Origin of the sequence: Streptomyces sp. NPDC085937 (assembly GCF_044540535.1) — a bacterium.
GTDB lineage: Bacteria > Actinomycetota > Actinomycetes > Streptomycetales > Streptomycetaceae > Streptomyces.
Genome location: NZ_JBITSH010000013.1, coordinates 35,699 through 51,194 on the forward strand (window position 1 = coordinate 35,699; position 15,496 = coordinate 51,194).

14 protein-coding genes are annotated in these 15,496 nt (G+C 72.5%); 5 read left to right on the forward strand and 9 right to left on the reverse strand.

Going from position 1 to position 15,496, the window contains the following annotated elements; translation table 11 throughout:
• Positions 1-7 precede the first annotated feature (7 nt).
• The gene (locus ACIF8S_RS25240; RefSeq protein WP_003974383.1) at positions 8-367 is read right to left on the reverse strand and encodes an NADH-quinone oxidoreductase subunit A; all 360 of its coding nucleotides are present in this window, start codon (positions 365-367) and stop codon (positions 8-10) included.
• Positions 368-1,206: 839 nt separating this feature from the next.
• On the opposite strand from ACIF8S_RS25240, the gene ACIF8S_RS25245 reads away from it, so the two are divergent.
• Positions 1,207-2,034: a C40 family peptidase gene (locus ACIF8S_RS25245; RefSeq protein WP_400001926.1), complete on the forward strand. Its 828-nt coding sequence runs from the start codon at positions 1,207-1,209 to the stop codon at positions 2,032-2,034.
• A gap of 325 nt (positions 2,035-2,359) precedes the next feature.
• Here the strand turns inward: ACIF8S_RS25245 and ACIF8S_RS25250 are convergent, their stop codons facing one another.
• Together ACIF8S_RS25250 and ACIF8S_RS25255 are read right to left on the reverse strand one after the other, a co-directional pair.
• Positions 2,360-4,057: a hypothetical protein gene (locus tag ACIF8S_RS25250; protein WP_400001928.1), complete on the reverse strand. Its 1,698-nt coding sequence runs from the start codon at positions 4,055-4,057 to the stop codon at positions 2,360-2,362.
• A gap of 147 nt (positions 4,058-4,204) precedes the next feature.
• Positions 4,205-5,488, reverse strand: a complete 1,284-nt coding sequence (locus ACIF8S_RS25255) for a geranylgeranyl reductase family protein (protein ID WP_400001930.1) — start codon at positions 5,486-5,488, stop codon at positions 4,205-4,207.
• A gap of 98 nt (positions 5,489-5,586) precedes the next feature.
• Here ACIF8S_RS25255 and ACIF8S_RS25260 point away from each other — a divergent pair, with 98 nt between their 5' ends.
• Positions 5,587-6,093 carry a GNAT family N-acetyltransferase gene (locus tag ACIF8S_RS25260; RefSeq protein ID WP_400001932.1) on the forward strand — a complete coding sequence of 169 codons (507 nt, stop codon included), beginning with the start codon at positions 5,587-5,589 and terminating at the stop codon, positions 6,091-6,093.
• 123 nt (positions 6,094-6,216) lie between these two features.
• Positions 6,217-6,570 (forward strand): PASTA domain-containing protein, encoded by a 354-nt coding sequence (locus ACIF8S_RS25265; RefSeq protein WP_145829828.1) that lies wholly within the window; start codon positions 6,217-6,219, stop codon positions 6,568-6,570.
• Here ACIF8S_RS25265 and ACIF8S_RS25270 read toward each other — a convergent pair.
• Positions 6,557-7,252, reverse strand: coding sequence for a demethylmenaquinone methyltransferase (locus tag ACIF8S_RS25270; RefSeq protein WP_349791299.1), 696 nt, complete (start codon positions 7,250-7,252; stop codon positions 6,557-6,559). The two genes, ACIF8S_RS25265 and ACIF8S_RS25270, sit on opposite strands and share 14 nt — an antisense overlap.
• 255 nt (positions 7,253-7,507) lie before the next feature.
• Here ACIF8S_RS25270 and ACIF8S_RS25275 point away from each other — a divergent pair, with 255 nt between their 5' ends.
• Positions 7,508-8,497, forward strand: a complete 990-nt coding sequence (locus tag ACIF8S_RS25275; protein WP_400002122.1) for a chitinase — start codon at positions 7,508-7,510, stop codon at positions 8,495-8,497.
• Between the two features lie 18 nt (positions 8,498-8,515).
• Here ACIF8S_RS25275 and ACIF8S_RS25280 read toward each other — a convergent pair whose 3' ends face one another.
• The 4 genes from ACIF8S_RS25280 to ACIF8S_RS25295 all read right to left on the reverse strand — a co-directional run bounded on the left by ACIF8S_RS25280 (position 8,516) and on the right by ACIF8S_RS25295 (position 14,126).
• Positions 8,516-9,115: an imidazolonepropionase-like domain-containing protein gene (locus tag ACIF8S_RS25280; RefSeq protein WP_400001934.1), complete on the reverse strand. Its 600-nt coding sequence runs from the start codon at positions 9,113-9,115 to the stop codon at positions 8,516-8,518.
• Between the two features lie 7 nt (positions 9,116-9,122).
• Positions 9,123-10,322: a cyclic dehypoxanthinyl futalosine synthase gene (mqnC, locus tag ACIF8S_RS25285; protein ID WP_400001936.1), complete on the reverse strand. Its 1,200-nt coding sequence runs from the start codon at positions 10,320-10,322 to the stop codon at positions 9,123-9,125.
• Positions 10,323-10,390: 68 nt separating this feature from the next.
• The gene (locus tag ACIF8S_RS25290) at positions 10,391-11,128 is read right to left on the reverse strand and encodes a prepilin peptidase (RefSeq protein ID WP_400001938.1); all 738 of its coding nucleotides are present in this window, start codon (positions 11,126-11,128) and stop codon (positions 10,391-10,393) included.
• Positions 11,129-11,141: 13 nt separating this feature from the next.
• Complete coding sequence (locus tag ACIF8S_RS25295) at positions 11,142-14,126, reverse strand: BTAD domain-containing putative transcriptional regulator (RefSeq protein ID WP_400001940.1); 2,985 nt, start codon at positions 14,124-14,126, stop codon at positions 11,142-11,144.
• Between the two features lie 532 nt (positions 14,127-14,658).
• Between ACIF8S_RS25295 and ACIF8S_RS25300 the strand changes: the two genes are divergently transcribed.
• Complete coding sequence (locus ACIF8S_RS25300) at positions 14,659-15,009, forward strand: hypothetical protein (RefSeq protein WP_400001942.1); 351 nt, start codon at positions 14,659-14,661, stop codon at positions 15,007-15,009.
• A gap of 30 nt (positions 15,010-15,039) precedes the next feature.
• Here ACIF8S_RS25300 and ACIF8S_RS25305 read toward each other — a convergent pair whose 3' ends face one another.
• Positions 15,040-15,273: a hypothetical protein gene (locus ACIF8S_RS25305; protein WP_215211892.1), complete on the reverse strand. Its 234-nt coding sequence runs from the start codon at positions 15,271-15,273 to the stop codon at positions 15,040-15,042.
• Positions 15,274-15,496 lie beyond the last annotated feature (223 nt).

The window sequence follows — 15,496 nt, forward strand, 5'->3', positions numbered from 1 at the left end:
TGGCCCCTCAGTCCCATTCCAGGCCGCCGCGCCGCCATACGTACGCGTACGCGACGAAGACGGTGAGCACGAAGAGCAGCATCTCCACGAGCCCGAAAATCCCCAGGGCGTCGAAGGTGACGGCCCAGGGGTAGAGGAAGACGATCTCGATATCGAAGATGATGAAGAGCATCGCCGTCAGGTAGTACTTGATGGGGAAGCGCCCGCCGCCGGCCGGCGTGGGGGTCGGCTCGATGCCGCACTCGTAGGCCTCGAGCTTCGCCCGGTTGTACCGCTTCGGACCGATCAGCGTGGCCATGACCACGGAGAAGATCGCAAAGCCTGCCCCGAGGGCTCCCAGTACGAGGATGGGCGCATACGCGTTCACCGCTCCTCGCTCCTCTCAGTCGGCACTGACTGCTGGCGGTTGTGCAGTGGGCCCGTCCGCCTCATCAGCCCCTCGAACCACGCCCGCCCCGGCGAAGATCGAGAACATGTGAAGCAGGTCACAAGCCCAACCGCTCCGCATCTTATGCCTGTGGGTCTGTGATCTGCGACACGGGGTATTGCACAAGCTTTGTGATCTCCACCACCTGACGAACGATCATGAAGTCGGATGAGCAGTGATCTTCACACGCCAAGCGTCCGCGTGATCACCAAAGGTGACATCTTGACCGGTCGATGCAGCTCAGAGGGGTACCGGAGGAGGCGTCTCCATATCAAGACGATTCCTCTGCATGCAAATTGGTGTTGGACGCGATCGCTTGATAGAGGACGCGTTCACACATGAGGGGGGTCGCGAGGCGCGATGTGGACGTGTGCACGCGTTCACGAAGTCCGGACCGCGCCCCGATTGCCCAACACCCCCGCCGCGCGGCCGACTCGGGCGGGGCAAACCGGGCACTTCACCTCATGAAGGCGCCTCAGGAGCCGCGAACCGGACAAGCGGTCCGCACGGATGTGCTCGCCGGCCCGCCGGACGCCCTGACGACCCCAATCGTTCCGTGACCTCCGTCACACTTCTGAGAGGCCCTCAGGAACGGGGCTTGGCCAACCAACCCAACCAGTGGTAAGCGGGGAGCAATTCGGGCGTAACGATGAAAGTACGTGATCACGGCCCGGTCACGGCCGCCCGCAATGTCCGTTGTGGCGTCAATGGGGAGGGACGCGCGGGGAATTTGGGCGCCTGATTGAACAACTGTGGCGCAGCACACGTTTCTTGAAGATATGAAGCAGCCCCTGGTACCGGTTGTTCCCATGTCCCACACCGCTCACATACGCAGCCACCGGAAACCCCGCCGCACCGCGCCCTCCACGATCGCGATGCGGGCCGGAGTTGCCGGTGGCGTCCTCAGCACCCTGGCAGTGGCCGGGGCGTCGGGTTCGGCGAACGCCGCCGAGCCGGTGACGCAGACCCTCGAACTGCCCACCCTGACGGCCGACCTGGCCGCCCAGGTCGCCCAGTCCGCGGACGCCACCCAGCAGGCGGCCGCGAACTACCAGCTGCAGGCCGAGCGCGACGCGGCGGCCGAACTGGCCGCCAAGCAGGCCAAGGCGGACCTCGCGGAGGCCAAGAAGAAGGCCGAGGCCAGGAAGAAGGCGGCCGAGGAGGCCCGCGCGGCAGCCGCCGAGCGCGCCGCCCGCGACGCCGAGCGCCCCTCGCTCACCACGCAGAGCGCGACCGTCTCCGCGCCGGCCAGCGGCAGCGTCGCGACGGTCATCGCCTTCCTCCAGGCGCAGGTGGGCGACGCCTACGTCATGGGTGCCACGGGCCCCAACGCCTGGGACTGCTCCAGCCTGGTGCAGGCCGCGTTCAAGCAGGTCGGTGTGGACCTGCCGCGCGTCTCCCAGGACCAGTCGATGGTGGGCACCGACATCCCGCTGTCGCAGGTCGAGGTCGGCGACATCCTCTACTGGGGCGGCAAGGGTTCCGCGTACCACGTGGGTGTCTACATCGGGAACGGCCAGTACCTGGACGCCGCCAACCCCTCGAAGGGCGTCGTCATCCAGGACCTCTCCGGCTACCCGGCGTCGGGTGCCGTGCGCGTGCTCTGAGCCGCGCCCCACGGACGGAAGGGCCGCTGCCTCACGGAGGCGGCGGCCCTCCGCGTGCCGCCGGACGGGCCCGCACGGGACGCCGTCCCTGGCGGTGACCGCGCAGGACGCCACCGCGGTGGCCGCGCACGACCGCACGGCGGGGCAAGATCACCGTAATGCCGGAATTGCACCCTGCGTGGCGTGCGTTGGCCGCGCGCGGAACACCATCGCGACCCCGCCGGGCCCGTGACGGGGCCCTCACGGGGCCCCGGACACGCGACGGGGGCCGGAGTCCGGCGCCGCGGACTCCGGCCCCCACAGGGGCGTCACAGCGACCCGCGCGTCAGACGGCCGCCCCTCCCTCGCGCCGTGCGCGGCGGCGCTGGTGCGCCACGACGCCCGCGCCGAGTCCCAGCGCGAGCAGTGCGGCGCCGCCGAGCAGACCCACGCCCTGAGTGCCGGTGAACGCCAGACCGCCGCCGGTGCCGCCGCCCGCCGCGCCGCCGGAGGTGCCGTTCGTCCCGTTCGTCCCGCTGTCCGGTCCGCCGGAGCCGCCCTCGTCACCGGTGCCGGGCGCGGACGGGCCGGCCGACGGGCCGCCGTCGGACCCGCCCGCGCCGCCGTCGCCCGGCGCGTCAGGCGCGTCAGGGGCGTTCAGCACGATCCACGCGGTGTCGTTCGCGGGGTCGGAGTCGTAGGGGTTGTCCCACTCCGGCAGCGCCACCTTGCCCTTGGCGCCCTCCACGACCCGGTCGACGCGCAGTGCGAACGGGAAGGTGAGCCGGGCGTCCTCCAGCAGCGGGGTCGGCGCCCAGCAGATGTAGCCGGGCTCGCTGCCGTCGACGCCGGCGGGCGTGCACCGCTCCGGCGTCTTGGTGAACGTCGACCCCTCGGGCGGGACCACCGTGAAGGAGAACGGTTCCCCGCCGGACCGCAGGGCGCCGATCCAGGCCGGCCCGTTGTTGCGGAAGCCGATCTCCACCGCGACCGTGTCCCCGGCCGCGCCGGACGCGGAGGCGCCGGTGAGCTCCAGGTCGTAGCTGTTGGTCTTCGGCAGGTCCAGCTCGGCGTACCTGACGTACTGCGCGGGGTCGGCGTCCCCGGCCCGCTCCAGCGCCAGGTCCGGTCCGCTGCCCTGCCGGCGCCGCTCACCCCGGTGCAGGGTCTTCTCCTCGCCCGGCTCCAGCGGCCGGAACGAGTACGAGAAGATGTCGTTCAGCGCGAAGTCCGCGGTCCGCACCCGCACCTGCCGGGACAGCGTGTACGCCGTTCCCGCGTCGAGGGTGTCGGGGAAGGTGCAGAGCACCTCGGTGCGCTGCCGCAGCAGGTCCCCGGTGTTCACCTCGGACGACGAGCAGTTGCCGTAGGGGTCGGGGAAGGACAGTCCGCGCGAGCCGAGCAGCCGCAGCACCGTGCCCTCGGCCGGCAGCCCGCCGACGTTCATCACGCCCAGCGGAAGCTCGAAGTCCTCGCCGGCCTTCAGGCCGTCCGGCGCGGAGAGTTCGCGGTTCAGCAGCTCGGGCCCGCCGACGCGCACGTCGATCGTGAGCGGCCGGAACTCCAGGCCCTCCCCCTCGCCGGTGACGACGATCTTCCCGGTGTCCCCGGCCTCGCTGTCGTCGGCGAGGTCCAGCCTGATCCCGCCGACCCGGTTGAAGTCCGTGCCCGCGTACAGGTCGTAGCCCGAGCAGATGGCGACCAGGCCGTCGGCGTCGCAGGGCAGGTCGGCCTTCGCGACGCCCTTCAGCCCGCGGGCGTCGATGCGGATCGTGTAGTCCCCGAGGTGCACCGGCGGGACCTCACCGTCGCCCTCGAACGGCGTGCCGGGGGCGTCGAGCCGCAGGTCGACCTGCGGCTCGGTGGGGTCGCCGTTGTCCGAGTGGAGGGACAGGTCCACCCGGTCCTCGCCCGTGATCACCACCGGGAGCGGGGCGTCGGCCGCGTGGGCCGCGCCCTGGACTCCGACGGCGGCCAGCGCCGTGGCGCCCACCGCTCCCAGTGCCGCGAGCCGCGCGCGCAGCCGTCTCGCCTGCTGTGTCATGGATGGCTCTTTCGTCGAACGGGACGTGCCCGACTGGGTCACGTCCCGTTCGACACCGCCCGGAGTCGATCAGTTGTTCACGGACGCGTCACGCGACGATCACGATCGGACACCGTGCCCGGCCATGCCGGACATGCCCGCCGCCGGTCACGCCTTGGGGGCGACCTTGCTCAGGCCGTTGATGATGCGGTCCATCGCGTCGCCGCCCGTCGGGTCGGTCAGGTTGGCGAGCAGCTTCAGCGTGAACTTCATCAGCATCGGGTGCGTCAGGCCGCGCTGGGCGGCGATCTGCATGACCTTCGGGTTGCCGATGAGCTTCACGAAGGCGCGGCCGAGCGTGTAGTAGCCGCCGTAGGTGTCCTTCAGGACGCGCGGGTAACGCTGAAGGGCGATCTCCCGCTGGGCCGGGGTGGCCCGCGCGTGGGCCTGCACGATGACGTCGGCGGCGATCTGCCCGGACTCCATCGCGTAGGCGATGCCCTCGCCGTTGAACGGGTTGACCAGGCCGCCCGCGTCGCCGACGAGCAACAGCCCGCGCGTGTAGTGCGGCTGGCGGTTGAAGGCCATGGGGAGCGCGGCGCCGCGGATCGGGCCGGTCATGTTGTCCGGGGTGTAGCCCCAGTCCTCCGGCATGGACGCGCACCAGGCCTTGAGGACCTCGCGCCAGTCCAGCTCCTTGAAGGAGTCGGAGGTGTTGAGCACGCCGAGGCCGACGTTGGAGGTGCCGTCGCCCATGCCGAAGATCCAGCCGTAGCCGGGCAGCAGCCGGTCCTGCGGGCCGCGGCGGTCCCACAGCTCCAGCCAGGACTCCAGGTAGTCGTCGTCGTGGCGGGGCGAGGTGAAGTACGTGCGCACGGCGACGCCCATCGGGCGGTCCTCGCGCCGGTGCAGGCCCATGGCGAGGGACAGCCGGGTGGAGTTGCCGTCGGCGGCCACCACCAGCGGGGCGTGGAAGGTGACCTCCCGCTTGTCCTCGCCGAGCTTGGCCTTCACGCCCGTGATGCGGCCGGTGCGGTCGTCGATGAGCGGCGCACCCACGTTGCACCGCTCGTGGAGCCGGGCGCCCGCCTTCTGGGCCTGCCGGGCGAGCTGCTCGTCGAAGTCGTCGCGCTTGCGGACGAGTCCGTAGTCCGGGAAGGAGGCGAGTTCCGGCCAGTCGAGCTGGAGGCGGACGCCGCCGCCGATGATGCGCAGGCCCTTGTTGCGCAGCCAGCCGGCCTCCTCGGAGATGTCGATGCCCATCGCCACGAGCTGCTTGGTGGCGCGCGGGGTCAGGCCGTCGCCGCAGACCTTCTCCCGGGGGAACTCGGTCTTCTCCAGCAGGAGCACGTCGAGTCCGGACCGGGCCAGGTGGTAGGCGGTGGTGGAGCCGGCTGGCCCCGCGCCGACGACGATCACATCGGCGGTGTTGTCGGAGAGGGGCTCGGTCACGGCGGGATCTCCCCAAGGTTCGAAATCTTCGTGCCGACCGGCACTGGACACAGGCAGTCTATTCAGCGGACGTGATCACCCGGCTGAAGGGCTGCCCCGTGAACCGAGCTCTCCCCGCTGTACGGCTGCGAGTCCCCACCGACGAGGACGCCGTCACCTGGCACCGCATCTTCGACGACCCGGACGTGATGGAGTTCCACGGCGGGAAGGCGGCGGAGCTGTCGGTCTACGAGGAACTCACCGCGCGCCAGCGCCGGCACGACGCCGAACGGGGCTTCTGCCTGTGGAGCATGCTCGACGACACGGGCCGGGTCATCGGCTTCACCGGCGCCCAGCCCTGGCCGCACGCGTGGGGCCCGGCCGGTGAGGTCGAGATCGGCTGGCGGCTCGCCCGGGAGCACTGGGGCAAGGGGTACGTCACGGCGGCGGCCGTGGAGACGCTGGAGCGGGTGCGCGCGACGGGTCTGCGGCACGTGGTGGCGATGGTGGACACCCGCAACGCCCGGTCCGCGGCGGTCACCCAGCGGCTGGGCATGCGTCTCGCCGAGACGTTCACCTCGCCGACGTCACGGCGGGAGGGCCACTGCTACCGGCTCGACCTCTGACCGCGCCACGCCCACCGCTGCGTCACTCCCGGTAGTCGATTGTCACGGAACGCCACAGAATGCTTCCGTCGGGCGCGCCACCGGCCTACCCTGCCGGTACCGCTGGGGGTGACGTCCGTGCGTATGACACCCGAGAGTTCCAGGACGTCCGGGGTGCGCGTGCCGCGCCTGGTCGGCCTGATGGCCGTGGACGCGCGCGAGTCGGCGCGGGCCAGGGGCCTGTCCGTCGAGGCGCCCGGCCGGCCGGACTTCCGCCACGCCGTCGTGGACTACGTGGTCCGCCAGTACCCGCAGCCCGGCACCGAGGTGCCCCGCCACTCCGTGGTGCACGTGTGGCTGGACTTCGGCGAGGGCGAGGGAGGCGGCGGGGTGCGCGAGCCGCGCGGCCCGCTGCCGCCGCCGGGCGGACTCCGGTGCGAACGGGACGAACCCGGCGCCGGGGCCGCCGCGCGTGTCGTGGTGCTCAGCTCTCCTTGAAGCCCCGGTGCAGCGCCACCACACCGCCGGTGAGGTCGCGCCACGCCACCTTGGACCAGCCGGCCCGCTGGAGCCGTCCGGCCAGTCCCGCCTGGTCCGGCCAGGCACGGATGGACTCGGCGAGGTACACGTAGGCGTCCGGGTTGGACGACACCGCGCGGGCGACCGGCGGCAGCGCCCGCATCAGGTACTCGGTGTAGACCGTGCGGAACGGCGCCCACGTCGGGTGCGAGAACTCGCAGATGACGATCCGCCCGCCGGGCCGGGTCACCCGGTGCATCTCGCGCAGCGCCGCGTCGAAGTCCTGCACGTTGCGCAGGCCGAAGGAGATGGTGACGGCGTCGAACACGTCGTCCTTGAAGGGCAGCCGCGTCGCGTCGCCCGCCGTGTACGGCAGCCAGGCGTTGTTCCGCTTGCCGACCCGGAGCATGCCCTGGGAGAAGTCGCAGGGCACGACGTAGGCGCCGGTGCGGGCGAACGGCATCGACGAGGTGCCGGTGCCGGCCGCCAGGTCCAGGACCTTCTGCGCGGGCCGCGCGTCGACCGCCTTCGCGACCTCCTTGCGCCAGCGCCGGTCCTGTCCGAGGGACAGCACGTCGTTGGTCAGGTCGTACCGTTCCGCGACGTCGTCGAACATCGAGGCGACTTCGTGCGGCTGCTTGTCCAGGGATGCGCGGGTCACGCGCCCATTCTTGCAGCCCGCCCGTCCGGCGGAGGCGTCGGCTCGTCCCGGGCCGTACGGCGTCCCCGCCGGCGGCCGGTCCCACGTCCCGCCCGTCGCCGCGCCCGCGTACCCTGTGGGTCCCCCGAGGAATCACACGAACCGGGCCGTCCGCCGAGAATCACCGAAATCCGGGTGTACATCCTCAGAAACCGCACAGACTCGTGTGCCATGGTGACCCCCCTCCGACGTCGTCTCATGAACGGAACGAACCCGATGCGCGGTCCGCTGTCCTCCGCTGCCGGGTTCGCCCTCCTCGCCTCGCTGGCCCTGGCCGGCGTGGGCTGCTCCGCCGGGGACGACGCGGCGGACGCGAACTCGGGGTCTGCCGCGCCGGCCCCCGCGTACGCGCCCTACGTCAACGCCTCCACCGCCTCCGGCACCGACGCGGCGGGCTCCCCCACGACGTACAACCTGGCGTTCGTCATCTCCTCCGACGGCGGCTGCACCCCGGCCTGGGACGGCGTCCAGGACGTCGACGACGCGCAGGTGACCTCCCGGATCGCCGGGCTCACCCGGTCCGGCGCCGATGTGCGGGTCTCCTTCGGCGGCGCCCACGGTGACGAACTGGCGGCCGCCTGCGACACCCCCGAGGACCTGGCCGAGGCGTACGGCGCGGCACTGGACGCGGCCGGTTCCACCCGCGCCGACTTCGACATCGAGGGCGACGAACTCGCCGACTCCGCCTCCGTGGACCGGCGTTCGCAGGCGATCGCCCTCCTCCAGGAGGAACGCGAGGATCTGGAGGTGACGTTCACCCTCCCGGTCATGCCGTCCGGCCTCGACGACGAGGGACTGGAGCTGCTGGAGTCGGCGAACGACCACGGCGTCCAGGTCGCCACCGTCAACCTCATGACGATGAACTACGCCGAGTCCTACGACGGCGACATGGGCGACTACGCCCTCACCGCCGCCCGGTCGGCGCACGCCCAGCTCCGGGACGTCTTCGGCCTGTCGGATGCGGCGGCCTGGCGGGGCATGGCACTCACCCCGATGCTCGGCGTCAACGACGTGAAGGGCGAGACGTTCACGCTTCAGGACGCGGCGCAGGTCCGCGCCTTCGCCGAGGACAAGGGCGTGGCGTGGCTGTCGGCGTGGTCGGCGTTCCGGGACCGCCCCTGCGAGAAGGACGCCGACGACCCGCTGACGGACTGCAGCGGGGTGGAGCAGGAGGACGGCGCGTTCGGCGAGACGCTCGCGGGCTGAGGACCGGCCGGCCGGCGGTCAGCGCCGCCGGTGCACCAGACGTCCGGCCACGACGGTCGCCACGCACGTGGACGCGCCCTCGCGGACCAGGGCGTCGCGGTCGGGCACGTCGAACACCGCGAACCGCGCGGGCTTCCCCACGGCGAGAGACGGCAGCAGCACCAGCGGCACCGGGGACAGTGCCGGAGTCCCGGGCAGTGCGGCCGGACGCCCCGCCAGGGCGATCCCGGCCCTGCGCACCGCGTCCAGGGCCTCGCGGCTGCGCAGTTCACCGGCGACCGCGACCGTGCCGTGCGCCAGCAGGCGCTGCACCCCGCGGCGCGCGCTGGCGCCCCGCGCGGAGGGCCCGGAGGCGAGCAGGGCCCGCGCGCGCAGCCCGAACAGCGGCTCGGTACCCAGCCGGTCCGCCTCACGCGGGTCGGGGTGGTAGGCCTGCTCCAGCAGTTCCGGGCCGTAGGGGTTGAGCAGTCCGGGCGTCATGATGCCGGGCCACCGCCGCAGCCGGGCGTCCGGGTGGGCGGCGGCCAGCTCCTCGTGCGGGCCGACGGCCGCGACGAGCGCGCCGTCGACCAGGACGGCCGTCCCGGGCGAGGCGTCGGCGACGTGAAGGGTCAGCACCGGCGCGTCAGTTGGCGGGAAGGAGCTTCAGCTCCGGGTGGGCCGTGCCGCCCTCGAGGGCGGTGGAGGAGATGTGCGAGACCACCCGCTCGTCGACGGGGTCGTTCGCCGGGTCGTCGTGCACGACGAGGTGCTCGTACGTCGTCGAGCGCTGCGCCGGGACCCGGCCCGCCTTGCGGATCAGGTCGATGATCTCCAGCCGGTTGGAGCGGTGCTTGGCGCCGGCGGAGGAGACCACGTTCTCCTCGAGCATGATCGAGCCGAGGTCGTCCGCGCCGTAGTGCAGGGAGAGCTGGCCGACCTCCTTGCCGGTGGTCAGCCAGGAGCCCTGGATGTGCGCCACGTTGTCCAGGAAGATCCGGGCGATGGCGATCATCCGCAGGTACTCGAAGAGCGTCGCCTGCGTACGGCCCTTCAGGTGGTTGTTCTCCGGCTGGTAGGTGTACGGGATGAACGCGCGGAAGCCGCCCGTGCGGTCCTGCACGTCCCGGATCATCCGCAGGTGCTCGATCCGCTCGGCGTTGGTCTCGCCGGTGCCCATCAGCATGGTGGAGGTGGATTCCACGCCCAGGTTGTGGGCGATCTCCATGATCTCCAGCCAGCGCTCGCCGGACTCCTTCAGCGGGGCGATCGCCTTGCGCGGGCGCTCCGGGAGCAGTTCCGCGCCGGCGCCGGCGAAGGAGTCGAGACCGGCCGCGTGGATCCGCGTGATCGCCTCCTCGACGCTCACCTTCGAGATCCGCGCCATGTGCTCGACCTCGCTCGCCCCCAGGCTGTGGATGACGAGCTGCGGGAACTCCTTCTTGATGGCCGCGAAGTGCTTCTCGTAGTACTCGACGCCGTAGTCCGGGTGGTGGCCGCCCTGGAACATGATCTGCGTGCCGCCCAGCTCGACCGTCTCCGCGCAGCGGCGCAGGATGTCGTCGAGGTCGCGGGTCCAGCCCTTGGCGGTGTCCTTGGGGGCCGCGTAGAACGCGCAGAACCTGCACGCCGTGACACACACGTTCGTGTAGTTGATGTTCCGCTCGATGATGTACGTGGCGATGTGCTCGGTGCCCGCGTAGCGGCGCCGGCGGACGGCGTCGGCGGCGGCACCCAGCGCGTGCAGCGGGGCGTCCCGGTAGAGGACCAGGGCCTCTTCGGGGGTGATCCGCCCACCGGCGGCGGCACGGTCGAGGACGGGCTGAAGGTCGGCCTTCTCGGTCACCGGTGTCCCTTTCGCAGGGGTGTGGACGGACGGAATCAGCGTACGTCAGCCGGTTGCGCCCGTTGACGTCAGGCCGCGTACGCGCCCATCAGCAGCCCCGCGAAGGCCCCGCCGATCAGGAACGGGCCGAACGGGATGGACGTCTTGCGCCCCGCCTTCCGGGCGACCACCAGCGCCCCGCCGTACAGCGCCCCGCACAGGAACCCGGCGAGGGTGCCGAGCAGCACGGTGGGCCAGCCGTACCAGCCGAGGACCGCGCCCGCCCCGAGCGCCAGCTTCACGTCACCGAAGCCCATCCCGGACGGGTTGACCAGGAACAGCACGAAGTAGCCCGCGCCGAGCGCGAGCGCGCCCAGCAGGGCGTCCGTCCACTCCCCCGCGTGCTCGGGCACCAGCGCGGTCAGGCCCAGCAGCACGAGGGCGGTGGCCGCGAACGGCAGGGTGAGCGGGTCGGGCAGCCGCTGCACCCGGAGGTCCACGGTCGCGAGCAGCACGCCGGCGGGCGCCAGCAGCAGCCACACCGCCAGCTCGGGGCGGGTCCCGGTGGCCGCCGCGAGGGCGGCGCACACCAGCGCGGTGACCGTGGCGGGCACGGCGGCGCCCTTGCCGTACGGCGTCCCCCCGCAGCCCCGGCAGCGGGCCGGTCCGAGCCAGCCGGTGAGCGGGTGCCCGCCCGGGCACGCCGTGCGCCACGCCTCCCCGGCCGGGACGGAGAACCGGTGTGCCGCGCGGGGCAGCACCGCGCCGGCCGCCGCGCCCCACAGGGCGGCGACGGCGATCAGCGCGACCTCCAGGCCGTCGGTCATCCCGTCCGGCCGCTCAGCCGGCCGCCGCGACAGCGTCGCGCCACGTCGGCAGCAGTTCGTCGAGCAGCGCCTCGGTGCGCGGCGGCAGCCCGCGGGCACCGCCGCGGGCGACCAGGTCGGACGCCAGGGCGGTGAGCCGCGCCGGGTCGTCGAGGGCGTGGGTGGCGCGCAGCAGCTCGTTCCACAGCCGCTCGTCGGCCGGAGCGGTGCGCAGCGCGGCGTTCAGCGCCTCGATGGCCTTCTCGGCGCGGCCCTTCTCCAGGTGGAACTCGGCGAGTGCCAGCCCGGTGTCCGCGACGAGCAGCGGCAGCTGCGCGTCGACGATCTCGTGGGTGAGCCAGCGGTAGCGGCCCTCGGGCCGGTCCGCGAGAAGCGGGCCGCGCACCAGCACCAGGGCGTCGGTGAGCAGCCGCCCGCGCACCGCCCGGCTGTCGACGCCCTTGCCCTGCGTCGCCTCGTGGTACAGCGAGCGCAGCACGTCCAGGTCGGAGACCACGGACTTGGCGAGGGTCAGCCGGCCGGTGTCGTCGGTGCGCAGTCGCGGGCTGCCGTCGGGGTCGGTGCCGAGCCAGTCCCGCAGCCGGCCGATCAGCGCCTCGCGCACGTCGTCGGTGACGCCGCGCGGCCACAGCGCGGAGGACAGCACCCGCGGGTGGACGCCCTCGCGGTGCAGGAGCAGCAGCGCCAGCGCCTCGTGCAGCAGCGCGCTACGCTCGCCGTCGGGCGTCTCCAGACCGATGATCTCGTACGTCCCGACCAGGCGCGCGTACACGGCGGGCCGGCCCTGCTCGCTGATGTCGACGAGGAACGGCGGCGTGCTGCCGGGCCCGTCGGGGCTGCGCTCCGGGTCGGACTCGGTGAACAGCTCGACCACCGCGCGCTGTTGCGCGGCGGGCAGCAGCTGCGCGTCGAGTTCCAGACCGAGCAGCGGGGCGAGCAGCTTGCCCGCGCCGGTGATCTCCATCTCCCAGGCGGCGCCCGGCAGATCGCCGCTTCCGGTGCCGACGAGGTAGCCGATGCCGAGACGACTGGCGTCCGCGGCGAGTTCGGCGAGCGTCATGGCGTCGTCGGGGGACGGCTCGGCGGCGAGCAGCACCAGGTGCGGGGCCCAACGGGTGTGCTGCGCCGGGCCGGTACGGCCGGTCAGCACGGAGTCGTGCCCGGCCGCGCCGAGCGCGCCGCGCCGCTGCCGGGTCTCCGCCTCCATCGTCTCGATCAGCGCCTCGATGCCGTCGAGGTGGCGCAGCCGGCTGGGCGCGAGGGCGGTGAGGTCCTCGCCGAACCCGACGAGGGTGATGGTCATGCGGTCCGACCAGCCGTTGGTGGCCAGCTCGGCGGCGACGGACGCGAACACGGCCGCCCGGTCCTCCTCACGGCCGCTCAGCGACACGATGCCGGGGACCGACTCCAGGTTGAGCAGCAGCCGGGAGTCGTCCATGGTGCCGAGGCTGACCAGGCCGGGGTACGGCGCGGCGGTGTCGACGTCCTCGTAACTCCCGGCGTCGGCGCGGGCCAGCATCCAGAACGTCTGGTCCTGCCCGAGCTGCCAGGGCGCCGGCGGCTTCCCGGACGGCTGGGCGAGCTGGAGGTGCAGGTCGCCGTTGCTGAGCCAGGCCGCGTACACGGTGGGCAGCGGGCGGGACTCGGCGGCCAGCGACGCGGCGAGCCCGCGCAGCGACCGGTCCAGCAGCCGTACGCCCTCGGGGTCGGCGCCGACCAGCAGCGCGTCCTGGACGTCGAGGGCGTCGCCGGTGGGCGTCGGCGGCTCCATGCCGCGCCGCCCGCCGATGCCGCCGAACGCCGACTGCCACAGCGCCTGCCGGCGCCGGTGCCCGAGCGCCCCGAGCAGGCCGGCGGCCAGCAGCGGGGCGGCGAGCAGCGCCTCGGGCAGCCCGAACGACGAGGAGTCCTGGGCGGGCGTGGCGACCTGCTCCGGCGCGGGGCGTCGCAGGTCGGCGTGGCCGGTCCCGCCTGCGGGCGCGGGCCGCTGCTCGGGCACGTTCACCTGGGCGGTGCCGCCGCCGCTGCCGCTGCCCTGCGCGTGGTCGCCGCCGCTGCCCTGCGCCTGGTCGCCGCCGCCGGACGCGCCGTCGCCGGTCTTCGCGTAGTCGCTGATCTGCTGCCGTACCTCGGGCGACACCTCGGGGGCGTCGTCCGGCATCTCGACGAGGTCGCCGCCGCGGGCGTCGCCGGGCATCTCCATGATCCAGCCGGGGCGGATCAGACTGGCTTCGTTCAGCCGCGACCCGTCGGGCTGCACACGGTCCTTGTTCAGCTCGAAGATCTCCTTGTACCGGCGTCCGTCGCCGAGGTGCCGCTCGGCGATCTCCCACAGCGAGTCGTGGTGCCGGCCCTCGGGCGGCTGGATCCGGTAGAACTTCGTGTCGCCCTGCTTGTTGGCGGCGGGAGCCGCCTCGGTGTGCGAGGCCTGCTCGGCGACCGCGGCGGCGGTACCGGCCGCCTGCTCCTGCTGCTGGGCGAAGAGACCGGGCGTCTGCTGGGCGGCGGCCACGGTGGGCCGCTGGTTGTCGTCGTAGGTCTGGCCGAGCTGCGCGAGCGAGGGCGTGAAGCTGGCGGCGGTCGCGCCGACCAGCAGCAACGCCGCGACGAGCTGCCGGGCGAGCAGCTGGCTGGGCCCGGCGCCGGGCACCCGCCCCGGCACGCCGACCCCGGACAGCGCGGCCTTCATCTCCACCAGCACGCACGCGGTGAACTGCGCCCAGGCGAGCCAGACGATGAACGTCAGGATGGAGAGGAAGGTCGAGACGGAGATGTCCTGCTTGAGCCACTCCATCGGCTCGAACGTGTCGGGGAACGGCCAGCCCGCCGTCATCGCCAGCGCGAGCGGCACGCCGACGAGCAGCACGAGCAGCGCCACGAACGCGAGGAACGCCTTGACGAGGTCCCCGAACGACCGCCGCCGCACCCGTACCGGCTGCGGCGTCCTGTTCCTCGGAGCCGTCGAGCTCGACGGGCTGTCACTGCGGCGTCGCGGCATGGCGGGTGTCCTGAGGTGTGGGGAGAAGGGTCCTTGAGGCTAGGGGGATCTTATTGACTCGAATGGCCGCAGTCGAAGGGTCCCGCCCGTCTCCGCTCCGCCGGCCCTCCCTCCTCGCCCCGCACACTCCGCACAGCCCCCACACAACCCCCCAATGCCTCACAAAGACCCCTGACAGCTTCGGTGGCAGCTACACACAGCCGACACCAGGGGGAACCGTCCGTGACCCACCGGGCCTTCGCGCTCACCGCAGCGGCATGACAGGGACGCAGCACGGGCAGCCCTGCCGTCCTGTCGGCTGCTTCGCCGAGCCGGCGCCCGGATGGGGGCTGCACGAGGACGGGTCGGCCAAGGACGCCGTCAGGTCCTCGGACGAGCCGGACCAGCCGGGGATCGTGGCGTACCTGCGGAGCGGGACGGGGATCCGGACATCCTGCCCCGGCTCCTGCGCCACGGCCAGGGCTGGACGCCCGGCCCCGCCTGAGCCGTACCCTGCTGAAGGTGAGGGTCGGCCACCGGCTACCGAGGGGGAATGCACGTGGGTGAGGGAAAAAGCGATCTCGCGCTTCCGTTGTCGGATCTCGAGGATTACGGGCGGCGATTGCGGTCGCTGAAGAAGCGGATGAACCACACCAAGAAGCTCTTCGACTCGTACAAGGACGACATCGGTGACGGCGGCGTCAACGACGCCCTTTCCGACTTCGAGTCGAACTGGGAGGACGGCCGTGAGGACATCACCCAGCAACTCGACGCGCTCGCGGGCATGTCCGACGCCGTGGTCCGTGAGTTCAACAAGCTCGAGGACGAACTCACCAAGCAGGTCAACGAGAAGATGAAGGTCGAGGACAAGCGCCCCAGGAAAGGCGGCGGGGCCGAGAAGTGAACTTCCCGGCCCCGGCCTCGTGACGCCGGCTCAGTACAGCGTCGCGTGCAGGTGGGCGTCCACCGCGACGCCCTGCGGGGAGAGCGAGACGCCCACACCCGCGGTGAGGCCTATGTTCCCGGCCTCGACGTGGACACCGAGGGCGCCCGCCTCCGCGTGGACGCCGAGGTCGAGGCCGGCGCCGCCGCCCGCCTGGCCGCCGGAGACGAGGTCCAGGTCGGCGTCGGAGAGTTCGGCGGTGTCCACCCGGGGGGCAAGATTCATGGGGGCGCGTTTCCCTTCGTGTCGGACGTTGCGTCGCTCGGTGTCCGCCGATTTCCGTCACGGAATGCGGAATGGTCCGCGGCGCCGGACAGCGATCGCTTCACCGATCAAAGCACGCGCGCACTCCCCCGACCAGCGGCGTTCGTCGAGCGGCTCGCTCCGGAGCGCCGAACACGTCACAGGTGTGACGGGAGCGGTGAGGAAAAGGCGCGGCTTCTTCACG

Excerpts from the sequence above, each read along its gene's own strand:
- ACIF8S_RS25245 (WP_400001926.1), top strand. The coding sequence starts at position 1,207 with ATGAAGCAGCCCCTGGTACCGGTTGTTCCCATGTCCCACACCGCTCAC.
- ACIF8S_RS25250 (WP_400001928.1), bottom strand. The coding sequence starts at position 4,057 with ATGACACAGCAGGCGAGACGGCTGCGCGCGCGGCTCGCGGCACTGGGA.
- ACIF8S_RS25265 (WP_145829828.1), top strand. The coding sequence starts at position 6,217 with ATGACACCCGAGAGTTCCAGGACGTCCGGGGTGCGCGTGCCGCGCCTG.
- ACIF8S_RS25275 (WP_400002122.1), top strand. The coding sequence starts at position 7,508 with ATGCGCGGTCCGCTGTCCTCCGCTGCCGGGTTCGCCCTCCTCGCCTCG.
- ACIF8S_RS25290 (WP_400001938.1), bottom strand. The coding sequence starts at position 11,128 with ATGACCGACGGCCTGGAGGTCGCGCTGATCGCCGTCGCCGCCCTGTGG.
- ACIF8S_RS25295 (WP_400001940.1), bottom strand. The coding sequence starts at position 14,126 with ATGCCGCGACGCCGCAGTGACAGCCCGTCGAGCTCGACGGCTCCGAGG.
- ACIF8S_RS25300 (WP_400001942.1), top strand. The coding sequence starts at position 14,659 with ATGCACGTGGGTGAGGGAAAAAGCGATCTCGCGCTTCCGTTGTCGGAT.
- ACIF8S_RS25305 (WP_215211892.1), bottom strand. The coding sequence starts at position 15,273 with ATGAATCTTGCCCCCCGGGTGGACACCGCCGAACTCTCCGACGCCGAC.